This window comes from Microbulbifer sp. S227A (genome assembly GCF_049800935.1).
The window spans coordinates 185,960-204,964 of record NZ_JBNAFZ010000008.1; the positions used below are offsets into that span (position 1 = coordinate 185,960).

At 63.4% G+C, this 19,005-nt stretch carries 19 protein-coding genes; 6 read left to right on the top strand and 13 right to left on the bottom strand.

The features are described from left to right. Positions 1-30: 30 nt before the first annotated feature. On the top strand, positions 31-1,089 hold the full coding sequence (locus ACP15R_RS18925; RefSeq protein ID WP_424987790.1) for a FliM/FliN family flagellar motor switch protein: 1,059 nt from the start codon (positions 31-33) through the stop codon (positions 1,087-1,089). Positions 1,090-1,103: 14 nt separating this feature from the next. Here ACP15R_RS18925 and ACP15R_RS18930 read toward each other — a convergent pair whose 3' ends face one another. Together ACP15R_RS18930 and ACP15R_RS18935 are read right to left on the bottom strand one after the other, a co-directional pair. Further along, complete coding sequence (locus tag ACP15R_RS18930) at positions 1,104-1,529, bottom strand: TIGR01244 family sulfur transferase (protein ID WP_424987791.1); 426 nt, start codon at positions 1,527-1,529, stop codon at positions 1,104-1,106. A 76-nt stretch (positions 1,530-1,605) separates the two neighbouring features. Continuing rightward, positions 1,606-2,469 carry an MBL fold metallo-hydrolase gene (locus tag ACP15R_RS18935; RefSeq protein ID WP_424987792.1) on the bottom strand — a complete coding sequence of 288 codons (864 nt, stop codon included), beginning with the start codon at positions 2,467-2,469 and terminating at the stop codon, positions 1,606-1,608. Positions 2,470-2,718: 249 nt separating this feature from the next. Here ACP15R_RS18935 and ACP15R_RS18940 point away from each other — a divergent pair, with 249 nt between their 5' ends. Continuing rightward, positions 2,719-2,934: a hypothetical protein gene (locus ACP15R_RS18940; protein ID WP_424987793.1), complete on the top strand. Its 216-nt coding sequence runs from the start codon at positions 2,719-2,721 to the stop codon at positions 2,932-2,934. A gap of 28 nt (positions 2,935-2,962) precedes the next feature. On the opposite strand, the gene ACP15R_RS18945 is transcribed toward ACP15R_RS18940, so the two are convergent. After that, positions 2,963-3,205 carry a hypothetical protein gene (locus tag ACP15R_RS18945; RefSeq protein ID WP_424987794.1) on the bottom strand — a complete coding sequence of 81 codons (243 nt, stop codon included), beginning with the start codon at positions 3,203-3,205 and terminating at the stop codon, positions 2,963-2,965. Between the two features lie 134 nt (positions 3,206-3,339). Here ACP15R_RS18945 and ACP15R_RS18950 point away from each other — a divergent pair, with 134 nt between their 5' ends. Then, a complete protein-coding gene (locus tag ACP15R_RS18950; RefSeq protein WP_316772447.1) occupies positions 3,340-3,597 on the top strand; it encodes a DUF2312 domain-containing protein in 258 nt (85 codons plus the stop codon). A 5-nt stretch (positions 3,598-3,602) separates the two neighbouring features. Here ACP15R_RS18950 and modC read toward each other — a convergent pair whose 3' ends face one another. The 4 genes from modC to ACP15R_RS18970 all read right to left on the bottom strand — a co-directional run bounded on the left by modC (position 3,603) and on the right by ACP15R_RS18970 (position 7,113). After that, the gene (gene modC, locus ACP15R_RS18955; RefSeq protein ID WP_424987795.1) at positions 3,603-4,688 is read right to left on the bottom strand and encodes a molybdenum ABC transporter ATP-binding protein; all 1,086 of its coding nucleotides are present in this window, start codon (positions 4,686-4,688) and stop codon (positions 3,603-3,605) included. Then, positions 4,685-5,383 (bottom strand): molybdate ABC transporter permease subunit, encoded by a 699-nt coding sequence (gene modB, locus ACP15R_RS18960; RefSeq protein ID WP_424987796.1) that lies wholly within the window; start codon positions 5,381-5,383, stop codon positions 4,685-4,687. The genes modC and modB overlap by 4 nt, the downstream gene beginning before the upstream one ends. Then, on the bottom strand, positions 5,380-6,153 hold the full coding sequence (gene modA, locus ACP15R_RS18965; protein WP_424987797.1) for a molybdate ABC transporter substrate-binding protein: 774 nt from the start codon (positions 6,151-6,153) through the stop codon (positions 5,380-5,382). Before modA ends, modB begins: the two co-directional genes overlap by 4 nt. A gap of 84 nt (positions 6,154-6,237) precedes the next feature. Next, on the bottom strand, positions 6,238-7,113 hold the full coding sequence (locus ACP15R_RS18970) for a hypothetical protein (protein ID WP_424987798.1): 876 nt from the start codon (positions 7,111-7,113) through the stop codon (positions 6,238-6,240). A gap of 213 nt (positions 7,114-7,326) precedes the next feature. Between ACP15R_RS18970 and ACP15R_RS18975 the strand changes: the two genes are divergently transcribed. From ACP15R_RS18975 to ACP15R_RS18985, 3 genes are all read left to right on the top strand, one after another. After that, positions 7,327-9,150 carry an ABC transporter transmembrane domain-containing protein gene (locus ACP15R_RS18975; protein ID WP_424987799.1) on the top strand — a complete coding sequence of 608 codons (1,824 nt, stop codon included), beginning with the start codon at positions 7,327-7,329 and terminating at the stop codon, positions 9,148-9,150. Between the two features lie 144 nt (positions 9,151-9,294). Further along, positions 9,295-11,184: an acyl-CoA synthetase gene (locus ACP15R_RS18980; RefSeq protein WP_424987800.1), complete on the top strand. Its 1,890-nt coding sequence runs from the start codon at positions 9,295-9,297 to the stop codon at positions 11,182-11,184. A gap of 30 nt (positions 11,185-11,214) precedes the next feature. Further along, a complete protein-coding gene (locus tag ACP15R_RS18985; RefSeq protein ID WP_424987801.1) occupies positions 11,215-12,141 on the top strand; it encodes an alpha/beta hydrolase in 927 nt (308 codons plus the stop codon). Positions 12,142-12,153: 12 nt separating this feature from the next. On the opposite strand, the gene ACP15R_RS18990 is transcribed toward ACP15R_RS18985, so the two are convergent. The 6 genes from ACP15R_RS18990 to ACP15R_RS19015 all read right to left on the bottom strand — a co-directional run bounded on the left by ACP15R_RS18990 (position 12,154) and on the right by ACP15R_RS19015 (position 18,960). Further along, positions 12,154-12,990 (bottom strand): alkaline phosphatase family protein, encoded by an 837-nt coding sequence (locus ACP15R_RS18990; protein ID WP_424987802.1) that lies wholly within the window; start codon positions 12,988-12,990, stop codon positions 12,154-12,156. Positions 12,991-13,136: 146 nt separating this feature from the next. Next, positions 13,137-13,775, bottom strand: a complete 639-nt coding sequence (locus ACP15R_RS18995) for a VPLPA-CTERM sorting domain-containing protein (protein ID WP_424987804.1) — start codon at positions 13,773-13,775, stop codon at positions 13,137-13,139. A gap of 182 nt (positions 13,776-13,957) precedes the next feature. Then, positions 13,958-15,595, bottom strand: coding sequence for an ABC transporter ATP-binding protein (locus ACP15R_RS19000; protein ID WP_424987805.1), 1,638 nt, complete (start codon positions 15,593-15,595; stop codon positions 13,958-13,960). Further along, complete coding sequence (locus tag ACP15R_RS19005; RefSeq protein ID WP_424987806.1) at positions 15,595-16,410, bottom strand: ABC transporter permease; 816 nt, start codon at positions 16,408-16,410, stop codon at positions 15,595-15,597. The genes ACP15R_RS19000 and ACP15R_RS19005 overlap by 1 nt, the downstream gene beginning before the upstream one ends. Beyond that, positions 16,407-17,363, bottom strand: a complete 957-nt coding sequence (locus ACP15R_RS19010) for an ABC transporter permease (RefSeq protein ID WP_424987808.1) — start codon at positions 17,361-17,363, stop codon at positions 16,407-16,409. Before ACP15R_RS19010 ends, ACP15R_RS19005 begins: the two co-directional genes overlap by 4 nt. Before the next feature lie 4 nt (positions 17,364-17,367). Continuing rightward, positions 17,368-18,960, bottom strand: a complete 1,593-nt coding sequence (locus ACP15R_RS19015) for an ABC transporter substrate-binding protein (protein ID WP_424987809.1) — start codon at positions 18,958-18,960, stop codon at positions 17,368-17,370. Positions 18,961-19,005: the final 45 nt, after the last annotated feature.

The window sequence follows — 19,005 nt, forward strand, 5'->3', positions numbered from 1 at the left end:
AAGACGGACACGAATCGCGAAAGCGGGGCGGTGGCTGGCAGGTCCGCTGCCGGGGCGCTGCGGCTGGGTATCGCACGGGCTGCGGCCAAGCTCTTTGAACTCGCGGTCTCGGTGATCGGAATCCGGCAGGCCCGCGCTGATCAGGACGCCGTGGCAGGGCATCTGTCTGATGACAGGCTGCTGATCCTGCTGGATGGTCCGCCGGGGATGACCGGGGCGCTGGTTATCGACCGGGCCCTGATGGTGGCGCTGGTACAGCAGCAGACCATGGGGCGGATCACCGCGACCGCACCGGATGAACGACCCTTTACCGCGACCGACGCGGCGATGGTTGCGCCGTTGGTGGATGCCACGCTCGAACGCGCCGCCAAGCTGGCCGAGGTGCCGGCCGATGTGCAATGCCTGACGGGGTTCCGCTTTGGTGCCCGGGTCGAAGACAAGAGATCGGCCATGCTGGCGCTGGATGCCGATGCCTACCGCGTATTCGATTTGACGCTCGAGCTTGATGGCGGCGTATTGCAGGGCGAAATGTGCCTGATCCTGCCGGAACCGAAACCCCAGCCCGATGCGGACAAGGACGTGGTGGCGGCGCAGGATGCGCCGACGTTGGGGCACGCGATCGGAATCGCCCGGGCCGACCTGGTTGCGGTGATCTCGCGCGTGCGCGTGCCATTGGCCGAACTGTCCCGGATGCAGCCGGGCGACCTGTTGCCGCTGGTGCAGGAACGGCTCGACCGGATCGAGCTGGTCTCGATTTCGGGTCAGAAAGTGGCGATTGGCCGGCTGGGGCAGACCGGCGGGCTGCGTGCGTTGCGGCTGAATGAAATCCGCACCCCGATGCAGGGGGACCAGGAGAGTTTTGCGAGTGGTCTGGGCAAGAAGGCCGCGGCGCTGGATGATCCCATGACGGTCGACGGCCATCTTGTCGAGCCCGAGGCCGAACCGATCGACGTTCACGTCAAAGCCGTGGCCGATGACGACGACGACGATTTCGCCGGGATGAGTCCGGAGGATGCCGCGGTGGAAATCACCGCGCTCGCGGGGCTGGATAGCGAGGATGTCGAGGCGCTTGGCGAAGCGGTCGGATAGGACCGGGCCGGGGGTCAGCCCCGGTGCAGCTGCTCAAGCGTCCGGCGCAAGCCTTCAAGCTGATAGCCTGCTGCCGCGACATCCGCGAGAATGGCATCTGCATCGCGAGACGCAGCCTGCCCAAGCGCCCAGACCACCGAACACCGCGTGCCCGATGCGCAATACGCCAGCACCGGCCCATCTGCGCCACCGGCCAGTTCCATCTGGAGCGCGACGTTTTCCGGCGTCATCGTCTGATGGGTCAGGGGCAGCACCTCAAAGCGCAGCCCGGCGGCGCGCACCGCCGCGCCGATCGCCTCGGCCTGATGGCTGGGGGGCACCTCGCTGTCGGGGCGGTTGCAGATTACCAGTTTGATCCCGGCCCGGGAGAGGGCGGGGACATCCTCGACCGAGATTTGCGGCGAGACGGCATAGTCGGGGGATAAGCTGCGCAGGTCCATGGGGGTTGTTTACGCTTGCGCCCGTGGCCTGTCCAGTCGCCAAGACGATCCGGACGGCACGCATTTCCCGGCCCCATCAGAGCTTGTTCACCGGCACCTTGAGAAACACGTTGCCGGCCTCGTCCTCGGGGGGCATCTGGCCCGCCCGCATGTTGACCTGGATCGAGGGCAGGATCAGCCGGGGCATCCCCAGAGTGGCGTCGCGTTCGTCGCGCATGCGCACGAAGTCTTCGACGCTGCGCCCCTTGCCGATATGCACGTTCAGGGCCTTTTGCTCGCCCACCGTTGTTTCCCACGCATAGTCGTCGCGCCCGGGCGCCTTGTAGTCATGACCGACAAAGACCCGTGTCGCGTCGGGCAGCGCGAGGATCCGCTGGATCGAATTGAACAGCGCCGTGGACGACCCGCCGGGAAAGTCGCAGCGCGCGGTGCCGAAATCGGGCATGAACAGCGTATCCCCGACAAAGGCGGCATCGCCGATCACATAGGTCAGGCAGGCAGGGGTATGACCGGGCGTGTGCAACACGTCGCCCCGCATCTGGCCGATGTGGAAACTGTCGCCTTCCTTGAAGAGCGCGTCGAACTGGCTTCCGTCGCGCTGAAACTCGGTGCCTTCGTTGAAGACCTTGCCGAACGTGTCCTGGACCACGGTGATGCGGTCGCCAATGCCGATCTGCCCGCCCAGCCTGTCCTGAAGGTACGGGGCCGCCGAAAGGTGATCGGCATGGACATGGGTTTCAAGGATCCATTCGACCCGCAGCCCCTGTTGGCCCACATGATCGACAATGGCATCCGCCGAACCGGTATCCGTGCGCCCCGAGGCCTGGTCGAAATCCAGCACGCTGTCGATGATCGCGCAGGCGCTCCCCTGTGGTTCTCGCACGACATAGGACACGGTGTTGGTGGCCTGGTCGAAAAAGGCTGTTACCTCGGGTGTCATGGCGTTCTCCGTCGGTTGTTCCCGCAATTGTACGTTGCGAATATTCGGTGGAATCGAATGCCGCTGACTTGATTTGTATCAAGGTCTACGCGCTCTGCGCATGCGAAACTTGAATTAGATGAAAAATCATCTTGGGGTTGAGCGGTTTTTCTGTGAACATGACAGGGTGGTGCGCCCGTTTGGCGTGACGGTGTTGTGCAGCCGTTACGATTCCAGTGTACCCAGACCGAAACAGCCGGGGAGAAAGACATGACCATCGACGAATTGCAACTGAGGGCGGAGCATCTGGAAGAACAGATCGCGGCGGCCAAGGCCGAGACGCGTATCGCGCTGCAGCCTCAGTTTTCGAATGTACTGGGTATGATCGCCGCCGGGGGGGCCAAGGTGCCGCGCCGGATGCGCCGGCTTGACGCGGCTCTGGTCGAAGAGGCGATCGAGGCTCGTTTCGACAACATGCCGGTCTGAATTCCCGTCAGAATGCCGGTCTGGGCATTCAGCCCAGGATCACACCCACCACCACGAGCATCAGCCCGATCACCGACAGAAACAGCGCGCCAATGTTCAACGGTAGCACCGATTGCAACATGGCGCGCATTTCGTCGTCCGAAAGCTTGGCGCGCCGTGCCTTGGCGACGCGCAGGATGCACCATATCAGCCCGACAAGACCGGCAAGCGACACCGCCGCGCCAATCCAGACCATTGTTTCAAACATGCCGCCCCCGGGGGTTTTGTCCATTGCGACGCGCCTAGCGGATCGACCGGCCTTGCGCAACAGGGATCCGTGGCGCGGCCTGCGGTTTGAGCCTTGCAGCGGGAACGGGGCAACGCTATCCCGCAGGCTCTGACATCCCTGATCCACGGAGCCCCGCAATGAGCGATACCAATACCGATACCACCTATCGAGTGACTGCCGATGAATTGCGCCAGTTCATCGAACGGGTGGAGCGGCTGGAAGCGGAAAAGCAAGACATCGCCGATCAGCAGAAGGAAGTGATGGCCGAGGCCAAGGCGCGCGGCTACGACACCAAGGTCATGCGCAAGGTCATCGCCCTGCGCAAGCGCGACAAGGACGACATCGCCGAGGAAGAGGCGATCCTGGAGATGTACAAGGAAGCGCTCGGGATGTGAGGGCGCTAGCCCGCGCCGACATCGGTTCGGGCGATCGAAACCGACTTGATGACCGCATGGATGTGATCGCCGGGTTTCAGGGCCATCGCGTCGGCGGATCGTCGGGTGATGCGCGCCAGCAGCCGGTCTTCGCCGCATTGCATCTGGACGATGACGCCCGGACCGTCCCCTTCGCGAAGGGCGAGGATTGACGCCGAGAGGATGTTGAGCGCCGACAGCCCGCGCGGCAGTTCGCGCGACAGGATCACGTCATGGGCCAGGATGCGCACCCGTGTGGCCGTGCCGGGCACGGTCTCCATTTCCGGCAGGAACAGCCGCCCGCCGGACACCGCCAGCTCGGTCAGCCCGTCATGGTGATGCCGCGCAACCGTTGCCGGGAGCACGGCCCCGGCCTCGCGCACGCCGAGCTGTCGTACCATGTCGGGATCGGAGAGCACCTGTTCGGCAGGGCCGGATCGCGATACGCGCCCGTTTTCCAGCACCACCACGGTGGTGGCGAGCCGCGCGACTTCGGCGACCGAATGGCTGACATAAAGGATCGGAATCTCGGTGTGATCGCGCAACCGTTCGAGAAAGGGCAGGATCTCGGCCTTGCGCGCCGAGTCGAGCGCCGCGAGCGGTTCGTCCATGAGCAGGATGCGCGGCCGGGACAGCAGCGCGCGCCCGATGGCCACCCGTTGTTTCTCGCCCCCTGACAGGGCTCCGGGCCGGCGATCGAGCAAGTCGGATATGCCAAGCAGGTCGCTGACCTCGGTGAGGGTGGTGCGTGGCCCGGGCCCGGCAAAGCGCGCGCCATAGGTCAGGTTCTGGCGCACCGACAAATGCGGAAACAGCCGCCCGTCCTGAAAGACATAGCCGACGCGACGTTTGTGGATCGGCACCACGTGACCCGAGCGGGTATCCAGGACAAGTTGGTCGTCAAGCGTGATGCGCGCGCTGTCGGGGGTCAACAGGCCGGCGACCGCGTTGATCACCGTGGTCTTGCCCGCGCCGGAACGGCCGAACAACGCGGTGACACCGCCTGGCGCCCGGAACGAAATATGCATGTCCAGCGCCCCGAGACGATGGCGGATATCGACCGAGAGGCTCATGCGCCGGAGACCCGTTGCGCGGCCCGGCGCGCCAGCCATTCCGACGCGATCAGCGCACCCATCGCCACCGCGATCGACACCAGCACCAGCCGCAGCGACGGGGCTTCGCCGCCGGGAACCTGAAGGAATGCATAGATCGCCGAGGGCAGGGTCTGGGTCTGGCCGGGGATGTTGGAGACAAAGGTGATCGTCGCGCCGAATTCCCCCATCGCCTTGGCAAAGGCGAGCACCGATCCCGCGATCAGCCCCGGCAGGATCAGCGGCAGGGTCACGGTGGAAAACACCCAGACCCGCGAGGCACCAAGCGTGGCGGCGGCCTGTTCGAGCTTGGGGTCGACCGCTTCGATGGCCAGCCGCAACGCCCGGACCATCAGCGGAAACGCCATGATCGCCGCCGCCAGCACCGCCCCGGTCCAGCGAAAGGCGAGCATCACGCCGAAACTGTCAAAAAGCCAGCCGCCGATGATCCCCTGCCGCCCGAAGGCCAGCAGCAACAGGTATCCGGTGACAACCGGTGGCAGGATCAGGGGCAGGTGGACCAGCACGTTCAGCAGGTGTTTGCCGCGAAACTGCCAGCGGGCCAGCGCATAGGCGACCAGCATCCCGAGCGGCAGGCTGAGCAGGGTGGCAAAAAACGATACCCGCAAGGACAGGGCAAGCGCCTGCCATTCCGCCGGGCCGAGCCAGTCATTCATGCGCCGTCTCCGGGCAGGCCAAAGCCGTGTGAGCGAAACACCTCGCCGGCGTGCGGCGTGCCCAGAAAGTCGAGAAAAGCCTGTGCCGGCTCCGCATGGCCGCCCGTGACCCGCGCGGCGGGATAACGGATCGGCGGGTGGCTGTGTTCGGGAAAAGTGCCGACAATCCGCACCTCGGAACTGGCCGCCGCGTCGGTTGCATAGACGATGCCATAGGGGGCTTCGCCAAGCGCCACCAGCATGAGCGCGGCGCGCACGTTGTCGGTCTGGGCGACCTGCGGCGCGACCTGATCCCACACGCCGAGCGCACGCAGGGCGGCGGCCCCGTATATGCCCGCCGGCACCGCATCGACCAGCGCCATTGCCAGGTGATCCCGGCCCAGCACGCCCGCCAGGTCGAATCCCGGTTCAATGATCAGGTCGGCCTTGGCATCGGGCCCGGCGATCAGAACCAGCCGGTTGGTCAGCAACGTCTTGCGGCTGGTTCCGACGATCAGCCCGTCCTGTTCCAGCACATCCATCCACGCGGTGTTGGCGGAAACAAAAAGATCGGCCGGGGCGCCATGCTGAATTTGGCGCGCCAGCGTCGAGCTGCCGCCATAAGACACCTGTACGGGGCCGTCATGGAGGGATGCAAGCTCGTCCAGCGCCGATTTCAGGCTTGCCGCGGCAAAGACCGTCACCGGGGGGGCGGACGCGGCCAGCGACGGCATCGACAGCGCCGCCAATGCGCCGGCCATGAACCGCCGCCGGGACAGGGAATGCAGCATGGTTGGCCGTCTCCGTTTCGAAAGCTGGTTCAGATATGGCAAAGCCGTGAACCGCGTTGCAAGCAGATTAACAGGCGGCATATGTCACGGGTCAATCAGCGTGACCCCGGGAATTTGCCGGATGCGGGCAAGATCGTCATCATAGGCCTCGGTCAGTTCCCCGACCAGGTCATCGGTCCAGCCGGGCAGGTCGAGTTCTTCTTCCACCTGCTCGGGGATGGCAAAGTTTTCCAGAAAGGCCGCGATCACGCCGCGTTTCTGGTTCTCGTTCAGCCGCGGGTATTTGTGCAGGTAGGCGCGAAACCTCTGCATGCCTTCGCGGGTGATGAGATCGGTCAGCAGGTCGAAGCCGCCGACGATCTTTTCGTCGGCGCGCAACCCCGCCATCTGCCGGATGATATGCGCCCAGAGCAGCGGCGTATCCTCGTTGCACCAGACCGTCATTTCCATATCCGGCGCCGCCGCGCGGATCCGGCGCAAGCAGTCGGACCAGCGCAGCGAACCGGGGTCGGCACCGCCTAGCACATCGGCCAGATGCTCGGGCGTGGCATTGCCCAGCACCGCGGGCAGAAAGGTCGCCGGGTTGCGCAGCCCCATGAACAAGGTCAGCTTGTCGCCGCGAAACAGCCTGTGCAGGTGAGTCACCCGTTCCGGTGCGGCCGGATAGAATTGCCCGTCCTGCACGGCAAAGCGGCGCGATCCGAGGAAATAGGCGTTGGACAGGATCATCCGGTCGGCATGTTCCTCGTCCAGAATGGCATCCATCAGAACCTCGCGCGCATCCGGGGCAGGTGCGGTGGTGGACATGGCGCGAAACGACTGCCCGAGCAGCTCGCGATACTTGCCGGGTCCCGGGATGGCGATGCCGCGTTCCGAGAAACCCTGTTTGTTGCGCAGCAGGCATTTCAGGATGCGATCACCATCGGTGCAATGCGCGCCTGTATGAAAAATGACCTGCATGCCCGTCTTGTCGCCCAGCCCCGCAATGGATTGGGTTTTCAGGTATCCTGTTGCCGGGGGCGGGTCAAATGGCTTTGCGCGGCTGCGACTTATGTGGCGTTTCGGACTGGCGAGGGGATCGAATGCTTGACCCCGCCTGCCTGCGCGGCCATGAAACAGGGCCAGTAAATTACCCCCTTCGCCGGGGGCTACCGCAGCAGCAGAGGAGGCGAGATGGCCCGCCGACCCAAGACAAGCCAAGCCGCGCCCGCAGTGGCCCCCAATGCCACCGAAGAGCGCGCGCGGTCCAAGGCCATCGGCGGTCTGCAGGCACTCTGGCCCTTCATGGCCCCCTATCGCGGGCTGATCGTTGCCTCGCTCATGGCGCTGGTTCTGACGGCCTGCGTGTCGCTGACGCTGCCGCTGGCGGTGCGGCGCGTGGTTGACAATTTCCGGGCCCAGGATGGTGCGATACTGGATCAGTATTTCATGGCGGCACTGGCAATCGCGGCGCTGCTCGCGGTGGGGACGGGATTGCGCTATGCCTTGGTGACACGGCTTGGTGAGAGGGTGGTCGCGGATATCCGCATGGCGGTGTTCGACCGGGTGATCGGCATGAGCCCGCGATTCTTTGAAAACATCATGACCGGCGAAGTGCTCAGCCGGATCACCACCGATACCACGCTGATCCAGTCGGTGCTGGGGTCGTCGGTCTCGATCGCGCTGCGCAACCTGTTGATCTTTATCGGCGGGTTGGTGCTGATGCTGCTGACGTCGGCCAAGCTGACCGGGCTGGTCCTGTTGATCGTTCCGGTGGTGGTGGTGCCGATCCTGGTGCTGGGACGCAGGCTGCGGGTCATCAGCCGCGAGAACCAGGACTGGATCGCCGCCAGTTCGGGCAATGCCTCCGAAGCCCTGGGCGCGGTGCAGACGGTGCAGTCTTTTACCCATGAACAGGCGAGCCGGGCGCAGTTCGCCGAGATGACAGAGACCTCTTATGATGTGTCGCGCCGCCGGATCCGGACCCGCGCGATGATGACGGTCATCGTCATCTTTCTGGTGTTTACCGGGGTTGTCGGGGTGCTCTGGATGGGGGCGCTGGACGTGCGTATCGGCAACATGACCGAGGGCACCCTGATCCAGTTCGTGATCTATTCGGTGATGGTTGCGGGGTCGGTTGCCGCGCTGTCCGAGATCTGGGGCGAGTTGCAGCGCGCGGCCGGGGCAACCGAGCGCCTGGTGGAGCTGTTGGCGAGCGTCGACGCAGTGCAGGACCCGGATCAACCCGCCATGTTGCCGGAACCTGTACAGGGGCGCATCGCCTTTGAAGACGTGTCGTTCCGCTATCCGGCCCGCCCGGAATCCGCGGCCCTGTCGGATGTGTCGCTCGACATCGCGCCGGGGGAAACCGTGGCCTTTGTCGGTCCGTCCGGGGCAGGCAAGACAACCATCATCCAGTTGATCCAGCGGTTCTACGATCCCGACAGCGGATGCATCACGCTGGATGGGGTGGCGCTGACGGCGCTCGCCCGCGATGGTTTTCGCCAGCATATCGCGCTGGTGCCGCAGGACCCGGTGATCTTTGCCGCTTCGGCGCGCGAAAACATCCGGTTCGGCCGCCCGGACGCCAGCGATGCCGAGGTCGAGGCCGCCGCGCGGGCGGCGGCGGCGCATGATTTCATCGCCGCCCTGCCACAGGGCTATGACAGCTATGTGGGGGAACGGGGCGTCATGCTGTCCGGCGGGCAGAAACAGCGCATCGCCATCGCACGCGCGATCCTGCGCAACGCTCCGGTGCTGCTGCTCGATGAGGCGACCAGCGCCCTGGACGCGGAAAGCGAACGCCTGGTTCAGCAGGCGGTGGACGAATTGAGTGCCGGGCGCACCACGCTGATCGTCGCGCATCGGCTGGCCACCGTCAAAAAGGCCGACCGGATCGTGGTCATGGACCAGGGTCGCATCGTCGCCACCGGGCCGCATGACCAACTGGTTGCCGAGGGGGGGCTCTATGCCCGACTGGCGCGGTTGCAGTTCACCGACGGCAGCGTTGCGGCCTGATCGCATCGGCGCAAAAGTGGCGTGACGTCATTTCCCGATGACGCGATTCCGCGCCGGTTGTCCCCTTGCACGGCTGGGTTTTTCCCCGCATCCTGATGCGCAAAGCCACGCCTGACCAACGGGCGATGCGGGGAGGAATTCACGATGTCCATTGCGAATCTGGCGGATCGAAACGCCATTGAAAACCAAATGCCGTGGACGGGGCGGGATGTTCCCAAGACGCTGTTTCAGATGCTGTCCCGGACCGCCAGCAAGTGCCCGGATGGCAAGGCGGTCAGCTATCAGATCCTCTCGGGTCCCAAGGACAAGGCGGAAACGCTGACCTGGGCCGAGCTATTGCAGCGCAGCGTGCAGGCGGCGAACCTGTTCCGTTCACTCGGGATTGGCGAGACCGATGCGGTTGCGTTCATCCTGCCCAATTGCAACGAAACGATCCTGACCATTCTGGGCGGGGCCATCGCGGGGATCGTCAATCCGATCAACCCGCTGCTGGAGCCGGAACAGATCGCTTCGATCCTGCGGGAAACCAAGGCCAGGGTTGTCGTGACGCTCAAACCGTTTCCCAAGACGGATGTGGCGCAAAAGACCGCCGAGGCGGTGCGCCACGCGCCCGATGTCGACACGGTGCTCGAAGTGGACCTGAACCGTTACCTGACGCCGCCAAAATCGTGGATCGTGCCGCTGATCCGTCCCAAGATGCCCAACAAGGAGCATCTGGCCCATGCGGATTACAAGGATTTCAACGCCGAGCTCGCGCGCCAGCCTACCACCCTGGCCTTTGACGACAGCGTCGGGGATCGCGTCGCGTTCTATTTCCACACCGGGGGCACCACGGGGATGCCCAAGGTGGCCCAGCACACCTATGGTGGGGTGGTCTATAATGGCTGGGTCGGTGGCGAACTGCTGCTGAATGAAGAGGACAACATCATGTGCCCGCTGCCGCTGTTTCATGTGATGGCCTGTCACGTGATCCTGATGGCGGCGGTCTATTGCGGCAGCCACGTGATCTTTCCGACTCCGCAGGGGTATCGCGGCGAAGGGGTGTTCGACAATTTCTGGAAGTTGAACGAACGCTACAAGACCACCTTCATCGTGACCGTGCCAACCGCCATCGCCGCCAGCATGCAACGCCCGGTGGATGCGGACATCTCGACCGTGAAAAAGGCGTTTTCGGGTTCGGCCCCCTTGCCGCTGGAGCTTTTCCGGCGCTTTGAGCAGTCCACGGGTGTCACTATCATCGAAGGCTATGGGCTGACCGAGGCGACTTGTCTCGTGTCGGGCAACCCGGTGGACGGGGAAAAGAAAGTAGGGTCGATCGGCATCCCGTTCCCCTATACAGATGTCAAGGTCATCAAGGGAACGGCGGATGGCCCCGCCGAGGCAGGCGTCGACGAGATCGGCGAAATCTGCATCAGCAACCCGGGGGTCTATGCCGGCAACACCTATACCGAGACTGCCAAGAATGCCGACCTCTATTACCAGGACAAGTACCTGCGCACCGGCGATCTGGGGCGGATCGATGGCGACGGGTATCTGTGGATCACCGGGCGCGCCAAGGACCTGATCATTCGCGGCGGGCACAATATCGACCCCGCCGAGATCGAAGAGGCGTTGCTGGGCCATGACGCCGTGGCCTTTGCCGGCGCGATCGGCCAGCCCGACGCGCATTCGGGCGAATTGCCCTGTGCCTTTGTCGAGCTTGTCGAGGGGGCCTCGGTCACGGCGGAAGAGTTGATGGACTATTGCCAGGTGCATGTGCATGAACGCGCCGCCCGGCCCAAGCATATCGAGATCCTCGGCGAACTGCCGAAAACCGCGGTGGGCAAGGTCTTTAAACCGGACCTGCGCAAGATCGCCATTACCCGCGTTTATGACGCCGCGCTCGGGGAAGCGGGCAGCGCCGCACGGGTCAGCGAGGTCATCGACGACAAGAAACGCGGGCTTGTCGCCCGGCTTGAGAGCAATGGCGCATCCGAAGAAGAGGTTGCCAAGGTTCTTGGTGACTTTACACGCCCGTGGGAATGGGCAAGCTAAGCCGCGCCAACAACCGGTTCGGAGGCGGCCATGGATTACGACACGCTGATTGATGCGCAGACCTGGAAGTTCATCCGGCGCACGCAGGAGATCTATCCGGATGACTCCACATCGCGGACACTCACCGAAGAGCGTGCTGCCTATGATGCGATGTCCGCGGCGTTTCGCGCGCCCCGGCCCGATCTGGTCGAGGTACAGGACATCTCCGCCAATGGTGTACCGGTGCGTATCTATACGGCGGGCGAGCCAACGCGGACGGTGATGTATTTTCACGGCGGAGGCTTTGTGGTCGGCGGACTTGACAGCCATGATGATGTTTGCGCCGAAATCTGTGCACAGACCGGGTATCGGGTGATCTCGGTCGATTACCGACTGGCCCCCGAACACAAGCACCCGGCGGCTTTTGACGATGCCTATGCGGCGAGCTGCTGGGCCGAGGCCGAGTTTTCCGATCCCATTGTCCTCGCCGGGGACAGTGCCGGGGGCAACCTGGCGGCGGCGGTGGCGGGATATGCGCGGGGCCGGCTGGCCAATGTTCTGGGGCAGGTGTTGATCTATCCGGGGCTGGGCGGCGATGTGGATACGGGATCATATATCACACATGCCGAGGCGCCGATGTTGCAACGGTCCTATGTCATCCAATACGCCGGAATTCGCGCAGCGGATGGCAAGGCCCCGATGGGCGATCCGACCTATGCCCCCTTGCATGACAGCGATTTTTCCGGCCTGCCGCGCAGCATCGTGTTTTCTGCTGAATGTGATCCGCTCTGCGACGACGGGCGGGACTATTGCGAGCGTGTCCGCGCCGCCGGGGGCGAGGCGCATTGGATCCGCGAAGCGGGGCTGGTGCATGGATACCTGCGCGCCCGCAACACCGTGGACCGTGCGCGCGACAGTTTCGAGCGGATCGTGCTGGCGATCGAGGCGCTTGGCCAGGATATCTGGCCCTACGACTGACCTATGCGCGGCTCAGCCCAGAAAGGGCGGGGCCAGCATCGTGTCGGGTATCGGCGCGCCCAGCCGCGACAGGATGGTCGGGGCGAGCTGCAACTGGTCGATCACGGTATCCTCTGGGGGCCCGTCAGCGGCTCCGAAATAGTACAGCGCCGCGTCCTGTTGCAAAGGATCGCGCCCGCCGTGATGCCCGCGCGCGTCCTGTCCGTGGTCGGCGGTGACAATCACCTCATACCCCGCCGCCCGCCATTTCGGGATGAACGGAGCCAGCATCTCGTCCATCACGAAACAGGCATGGTCCATCTGGGTGCTGTCGTGAAAGAACCGGTGTCCCATGCTGTCGAGCGTGCAGCTGTGCAGCAATCCGTAGTTCAGCCCGAACCGCAGGCACAGGTTGGTCAACGTGGCAAAAAGATCGATGTCGGACGGCGTCATCTGGTTGTCGCGGCCATAGCCGGTCATGCTGTGAAACCGGCCATGATTGATCGTGTCGCTGGCAGGTTCGTCATATTCGATGTCACGCACGTAATCGAAAGGGTGACGGTTGAAGAATTCCGACCAGAACGAATGGGCCACCGCGCCGGTCACGCCATTGGCCGCCCGGACCTGGCTGAAAATGTCAGGCTGAGCCAGGCGGAACACGTTGCCATTGCCAGTACAGCCATGAATCTGCGGGCTGACCCCGGTGTGGATCGAGGCATAGCAGCTGGCCGAGATCGAGGGGAGCACCGCCCGATGGGTCCAGACCCGCGCCTCGCCGGATTGCACCCAGCCTTCGAGATTGCCGAACAGCCGCCGCCAATTGCGATGGGGGACACCATCAAGAAGGATTAGAAGGAGCTTATTCTGCATCTGCGCTTCCATTCAACGATATGCGAGGACAAGAGCGCAGATGCCCGGCATTGGCAATAACGTCTTGCCCCGCGCGCGGAGGGGCGCAAAAAAAACGGACCCGACAGGCGGGTCCGTTTGTAAGGTCTAGCAAAGATGCGGCTGTCTCAGGCCGCCTTGCGCATCCGGCGTGCCACGCCAAAGAAGGCGAGGCCCCCCAGCAGCAGCGGGAACCCTGCCGGCAGCGGCACGGGCGAAATCGCGTCGCCGGTCACCCGGACGGAGTCGATCATGAAGCCCTCATAGTCGCCGTTGCGGTTGTCGGTCACGTTGGTCCACAGCATGATGTTGAACAGCGTATCGCTCGCATCGGCCAGCGAGATGCTCTCGGAATGGGTCCGGGGATAGGAGTCACCACCGCTGAACACGCGCGTCCAGGCGTTTTCATCCCGGATCGACGGTGCCGGGCTTTCGGCCCAGGACAGGTAGAGGCGATCACTGCTCTCGTTCCGGCTGGACAGGGAACGCCAGGTGAATTCGACTACGACATTCTCATAGCCGGTTGCGTCGATCACCAGGCTGGACGCCGCGGCATCCGGCAACCCGTTCACGGAATCGCGCAGCATCAGCTGGTTGTTGACGATACCGACATCGTTCGAGTTGCGTTCGATTTCGCTCCAGCCATTGCCAACGCGGGTGCTGTTGTTCCGGTTGAAATCGTCTTCGAAAATGGTCGCGGCCGAGGCACTGCCGGCGACGAAGATCGCGGCCATCGCGGCTGCGAGCTTTGATTTAATGGATTTCATTAATCTATCCTTAATCGTTACGGAGTAGGTACATCGCCCGTGAAATAGCGTATTCCCGTGATTGTCGCAAGTAGGCAGAAACTCGCTCATAGGGCGTGTGACGCAAGGTCATGGCGCAAGTCTGGCGGTAAGAGCCATGATTGTACCGCCCGGCCCCCCGAGAGTCGCGAGGCCGCCCGTGGTCAGTTTCCGGCGCTTTCCATCTTGCGGTGGGCGAGAACCTCTTCCAGCCATCCAAGTTTCATCTCGGGCACCGATGACAACAAAAGGTCGGTATAGTCATCGAATGGCGGGCTCAGGACATCGGTTTTCGAGCCATAGCGCTGGACCTTGCCCTGGTACATCACCGCGATGGAATCGGCGATGGCGCGCACCGTGGCGAGATCATGGGTGATGAAGAGATAGGCCACGTCCTCGATCTTTTGCAGGTCGAGCAACAGCTTGAGGATGCCATCCGCCACCAGCGGATCAAGTGCCGATGTCACCTCGTCACAGATGATCATCCTGGGCTTGGCGGCCAGCGCGCGGGCGATGCAGACCCGTTGTTTCTGCCCTCCCGACAGCTCCGCCGGATACCGATCCTGAAAACCCTTGCCCAGTTCGATTTCGTCCAGCAATTCCTGGATGCGCTTTTGTTTCTCTGCTCCCTTGAGGCCGAAATAGAACTCCAGCGGCCGCCCGATGATGGTGCCAACGGTCTGGCGCGGGTTCATCGCCACGTCGGCCATCTGGTAGATCATCTGCAACTCGCGCAAGTCCTCGCGGGTGCGGCCCTCAAAGGCAGGGGACAGGGTGCGCCCGGCAAAATCGATGACCCCGTCGCGCGGCGGCAGCAGCCCGGTGATGACGCGGGCCAGCGTGGATTTTCCCGACCCGCTCTCTCCGACAATGGCGAGGGTCTGGCCGGGATGCAGATCGACGCTGACATTGTGCAGCACGTCGAACTTGGTTCCCGGATAGCGCGCGGTGATGTTCCGGACCGACAACACGGGTTCCGGCGTCGGTTCCTTTTCCACATGCTTGATCGAGCGGACCGAAACCAGCGCCTGGGTGTATTCCTCTTGCGGCGCATTGATGATCTGGTCGGTGGTGCCGTATTCCACTGTATCGCCCATGCGCAGCACCATGATGTGGTCGCTGACCTGCGCCACCACCGCAAGGTCGTGGGTGATATAGAGCGCGGCAACGCCGGTGTCGCGGATAGCCTCCTTGATCGCGGCCAGAACGTCGATCTGGGTGGTCACATCCAGCGCGGTCGTGGGTTCGTCAAACACCACCAGGTCTGGTTCGGGACATAGCGCCAGCGCCGTCATGCAGCGTTGCAATTGCCCGCCCGAGACCTGGTGCGGATAGCGGTTGCCGATGTTCTCGGGATCGGGCAGGCCAAGCTTGGTAAACAGATCGACGGCGCGGGCCTCGGCTTCTTTGCGGGTGAACTTGTTGTGGCGGATCGCCGCCTCGGTCACCTGTTCCATGATCTGCTTGGCCGGGTTGAACGACGCGGCGGCGGACTGGCTGACATAGGTGACTTCGCTGCCGCGCAGGCGGCGCACGTCGCGCAGCCCGCTGCTCAGGATATCTCGGCCATTGACCCAGACCTCGCCGCCGGTGATCTTCACGCCGCCGCGGCCATAGGACATGGTGGCCAGCCCGATGGTCGATTTCCCGGCCCCGGATTCCCCGATCAGCCCCAGAACCTCGCCCGGTTGCAGGTCGAAATCGACACCGTGCACGATCTCGATGTCATGGGGCTTTTCTCCGGGCGGATAGACGGTAGCACCGATCTTGAGGCCGCGGACCTTGACAAGTGGCTCTGACATTATCCGCGCCCTCCTTTGAGGCTGGTGGTGCGGTTGAGCACCCAGTCGGCGACGAGGTTGACCGAGATCGCCAGCGTCGCGATGGCAAAGGCCGGGATCAGCGCGGCGGGGATGCCATAGACGATGCCTTCCTTGTTTTCTTTCACGATCCCGCCCCAGTCGGCCTCGGGCGGCTGAACGCCAAGGCCCAGGAACGAGAGGGTCGAGACAAAGAGCACCATGAAGATAAAGCGCAGCCCCATTTCCGCGACCAGCGGGCTGAGCGCGTTGGGCAGGATTTCGCGGAAGATGATCCAGACGGTTTTCTCGCCCCGCAGGCGGGCGGCCTCGACATAATCCATGACCGTGATATCGACCGCGACGGCGCGGGCCAGGCGATAGACGCGGGTGGCGTCAAGCAGGCCCATCACCAGGATCAGCACCGGGATCGTGACCGGCATGACCGACAGAACCACCAGCGCAAAGATCAGCGTCGGGATCGACATGATGAGATCGACAAAGCGCGACAGCGCCTGATCGACCCATCCGCCGGACACCGCCGCCAGGAACCCGAGGACCGACCCGGTGACAAAGCTCAGGATGGTGGCCATGGTCGCGATGAAGATCGTGGTGCGCCCGCCATAAATCATCCGGCTGAGCAGGTCGCGCCCGATGCTGTCGGTGCCCAGAAGAAATTCGCTTGATGATTGTTCCCAGACATCGCCGACCACTTCGGCCATGCCGTAAGGGGCCAGCAGCGGCGCAAAGATCGCCATGAGGAAATAGAGCGCGGTGAAAAACAGGCCGATGAGTGCCGAGATGGGGATATTCTTCATTTCGGATGCCTCAGACGCGGATTTGACAGGATCGAGACAATATCGGCGAACATGTTGAGCGCGATGTAGACAGCCGCAAAGATCAGGCCACAGGCCTGCACCACGGGCACGTCACGCTTGGACACGTGATCGACCAGGTATTGGCCCATGCCGGGATAGACGAACACCACCTCGATCACCACGACGCCCACCACCAGGTAGGCGAGGTTGAGCATCACCACGTTGACGATCGGAGCGATGGCGTTGGGAAAGGCATGTTTGCGGATCACGTCGAATCCCGAGAGCCCTTTGAGCTCGGCGGTCTCGATGTAGGCGGATTGCATGACATTCAGGATCGCGGCGCGGGTCATGCGCATCATATGCGCCAGCACCACGAGGGTCAGCACCATGACGGGCAGGGCGATGGCGTTCAGCTTCTGGCCCAGCGTCATGGTTTCGTTGATCATCGAGACCGAGGGGAACCAGCCCAGCTTGACCGAGACAAAATACATCAGGACGTAACCGATCAGGAACTCCGGGATCGAGATCGAGGTCAGCGTCACCGCCGAAATAAGCTTGTCCGGCCAGCGGTCGCGATAGCGCACCGAGAGCAGCCCCAGGAAAATCGCCAGCGGCACCGCGATGACAGCGGCCCAGAAGGCAAGGAAAATGGTGTTCTTGAACCGCACGCCAAGGCTTTCGGCGATATCGCGGCCATTGGTGAGGGCGGTGCCCAGATCGCCCTGCATGACCCCGCCTAGCCAGTCGAAATAGCGGGTGATCGCGGGGTCGTTCATCCCGAGTTCCTCGCGCAGGTTGGCGACGGCTTCGGGGGTGGCGGATTGGCCTAGAATGGATTGCGCCACGTCCCCCGGCAAGATCATCGTGCCGGCAAAAATCAGGATCGAGGCAAAGAAGAGGAGGAGCAGGCCCAGCGTCAACCGCTGGGCCACGAGTTTCAGGACCGGGTGCATCTGATCAGGCTTCGACCCAGCATTTGATATTGAACTTGTTGTTCATCATTTCGCCGTTCGGGTCGGCGATCCAGCCGCCGACGGAATTGGAGACGCCGCTGACAAAATCATTGAACATCGGCAGGATCAGGCCGCCCTCGTCCCGCAGCATCACACCCATCTTGGAATAGGTCTCCTTGCGCTTGGCTTCGTCCAGCTCGCCACGCGCCGACATCAGCATGGCGTCGAAATCGTCGCGCTTCCAGCGGGTGTCGTTCCAGTCGGCGGTCGACAGGTAGGCCGTGGAGTACATCTGGTCCTGTACCGGGCGCCCGCCCCAGTAAGAGGCGCAGAAGGGCTGCTTGTTCCAAACTTCGGACCAGTAGCCATCATTGGGTTCGCGCTTGATTTCAAGCGGGATGCCCGCCGCCTGCGCCGATTGCTGGAACAGGGCGGTGGCGTCGACCGCGCCGGGGAAGGCCCCGTCGGCGGTGCGCAGGATGATCGGGCTGCCATCATGGCCCGACGCCTTGTAATGCTCGGCGGCCTTTTCCAGATCGTATTCGCGCTGTGCGATGCTGTCGTCAAACAGCGGATAAGACGCGTTGATCGGGAAATCATTGCCGATGCTGCCATAGCCACGCAGGATCTTGTCGACCATTTCCTGACGGTTGATGGCGTATTTCAAAGCCAGCCGCAGTTCGTTGGCATCAAAGGGCGCAGTGTCCACATGCATGATGAACACGTAGTGGCCACGCCCCGAGGCGCTCTCGACCGAGAGGTTGGGGGCCCGGTTCAGCAGCGAGGCAACCTTGGGGTCGACCCGGTTGATGCCGTGAACCTGCCCCGATTGCAGCGCAGCAGCGCGCGCTGTGGCATCGTTCAGCACCAGCACTTCGCTGAACTCGGCAAAGCCGCGATTGTCGGCGTCCCAGTAATTCGGATTGCGCTTGAAGCCGTGCCGCACGCCGGGTTCGTCGAACTCGATCGTGTAGGGGCCGGTGCCGATCCCCGCTCCGGGATCGTCCATGCCGCCATCGGGTTGGATCATCAGGTGGTAATCCGCCATCAAATAGGGCAGGTCGGCATTGCCGGTGCCAAGCTCGACCACAAAGTTGTCGCCATCGGCGCGCATCGCCTCGATGCCCTTGACGATGCCAAGCGCCCCCGACTGGCTGTCTTCGTTGGAATGGCGCTGCATCGTCTTGAGCACGTCTTCGGCGGTCATCGTCTTGCCGTTGCTGAACTCGATGCCGGGGCGGATTTTGAAGGTCCAGGTCTTGGCATCGGCCGAGGCCTCGACGCTTTCGGCCATGCGGAAATCAAGTGACCCGTCGGGGTTCACGTCGACCAGGGTTTCGCCCCAGTGGCGGATGTTGGACAGCGGAACCTCGGAGGCGGTCAGCGCCGGATCCATCGTGTTGGTGCTTTCGCCGCCGGACGAGCCGAGCTTGATCGTGCCGCCCCGTACCGGCTCAGCCGCGCGTGCCGCGCCGGAATAGATCGAGGTTGCGACCACGGCGCTCACGCCAAGGGCCGCGGCCTTGCCCATGAATTCGCGGCGGGTCATCTTCCCGGCCGTCACGCGGCTGGCCATGTAGTCGAGTTCGTTGTTCATTTGGAGCTCCCGTTGATATCGCGCTTGCCGCGCGGCTTTATTGAT

Coding starts and splice junctions, on each gene's coding strand:
- ACP15R_RS18930 (WP_424987791.1), bottom strand. CDS start 1,529: ATGGACCTGCGCAGCTTATCCCCCGACTATGCCGTCTCGCCGCAAATC.
- ACP15R_RS18935 (WP_424987792.1), bottom strand. CDS start 2,469: ATGACACCCGAGGTAACAGCCTTTTTCGACCAGGCCACCAACACCGTG.
- ACP15R_RS18940 (WP_424987793.1), top strand. CDS start 2,719: ATGACCATCGACGAATTGCAACTGAGGGCGGAGCATCTGGAAGAACAG.
- ACP15R_RS18945 (WP_424987794.1), bottom strand. CDS start 3,205: ATGGACAAAACCCCCGGGGGCGGCATGTTTGAAACAATGGTCTGGATT.
- ACP15R_RS18950 (WP_316772447.1), top strand. CDS start 3,340: ATGAGCGATACCAATACCGATACCACCTATCGAGTGACTGCCGATGAA.
- modC (WP_424987795.1), bottom strand. CDS start 4,688: ATGAGCCTCTCGGTCGATATCCGCCATCGTCTCGGGGCGCTGGACATG.
- modB (WP_424987796.1), bottom strand. CDS start 5,383: ATGAATGACTGGCTCGGCCCGGCGGAATGGCAGGCGCTTGCCCTGTCC.
- modA (WP_424987797.1), bottom strand. CDS start 6,153: ATGCTGCATTCCCTGTCCCGGCGGCGGTTCATGGCCGGCGCATTGGCG.
- ACP15R_RS18970 (WP_424987798.1), bottom strand. CDS start 7,113: ATGCAGGTCATTTTTCATACAGGCGCGCATTGCACCGATGGTGATCGC.
- ACP15R_RS18975 (WP_424987799.1), top strand. CDS start 7,327: ATGGCCCGCCGACCCAAGACAAGCCAAGCCGCGCCCGCAGTGGCCCCC.
- ACP15R_RS18980 (WP_424987800.1), top strand. CDS start 9,295: ATGTCCATTGCGAATCTGGCGGATCGAAACGCCATTGAAAACCAAATG.
- ACP15R_RS18985 (WP_424987801.1), top strand. CDS start 11,215: ATGGATTACGACACGCTGATTGATGCGCAGACCTGGAAGTTCATCCGG.
- ACP15R_RS18990 (WP_424987802.1), bottom strand. CDS start 12,990: ATGCAGAATAAGCTCCTTCTAATCCTTCTTGATGGTGTCCCCCATCGC.
- ACP15R_RS18995 (WP_424987804.1), bottom strand. CDS start 13,775: ATGAAATCCATTAAATCAAAGCTCGCAGCCGCGATGGCCGCGATCTTC.
- ACP15R_RS19000 (WP_424987805.1), bottom strand. CDS start 15,595: ATGTCAGAGCCACTTGTCAAGGTCCGCGGCCTCAAGATCGGTGCTACC.
- ACP15R_RS19005 (WP_424987806.1), bottom strand. CDS start 16,410: ATGAAGAATATCCCCATCTCGGCACTCATCGGCCTGTTTTTCACCGCG.
- ACP15R_RS19010 (WP_424987808.1), bottom strand. CDS start 17,363: ATGCACCCGGTCCTGAAACTCGTGGCCCAGCGGTTGACGCTGGGCCTG.
- ACP15R_RS19015 (WP_424987809.1), bottom strand. CDS start 18,960: ATGAACAACGAACTCGACTACATGGCCAGCCGCGTGACGGCCGGGAAG.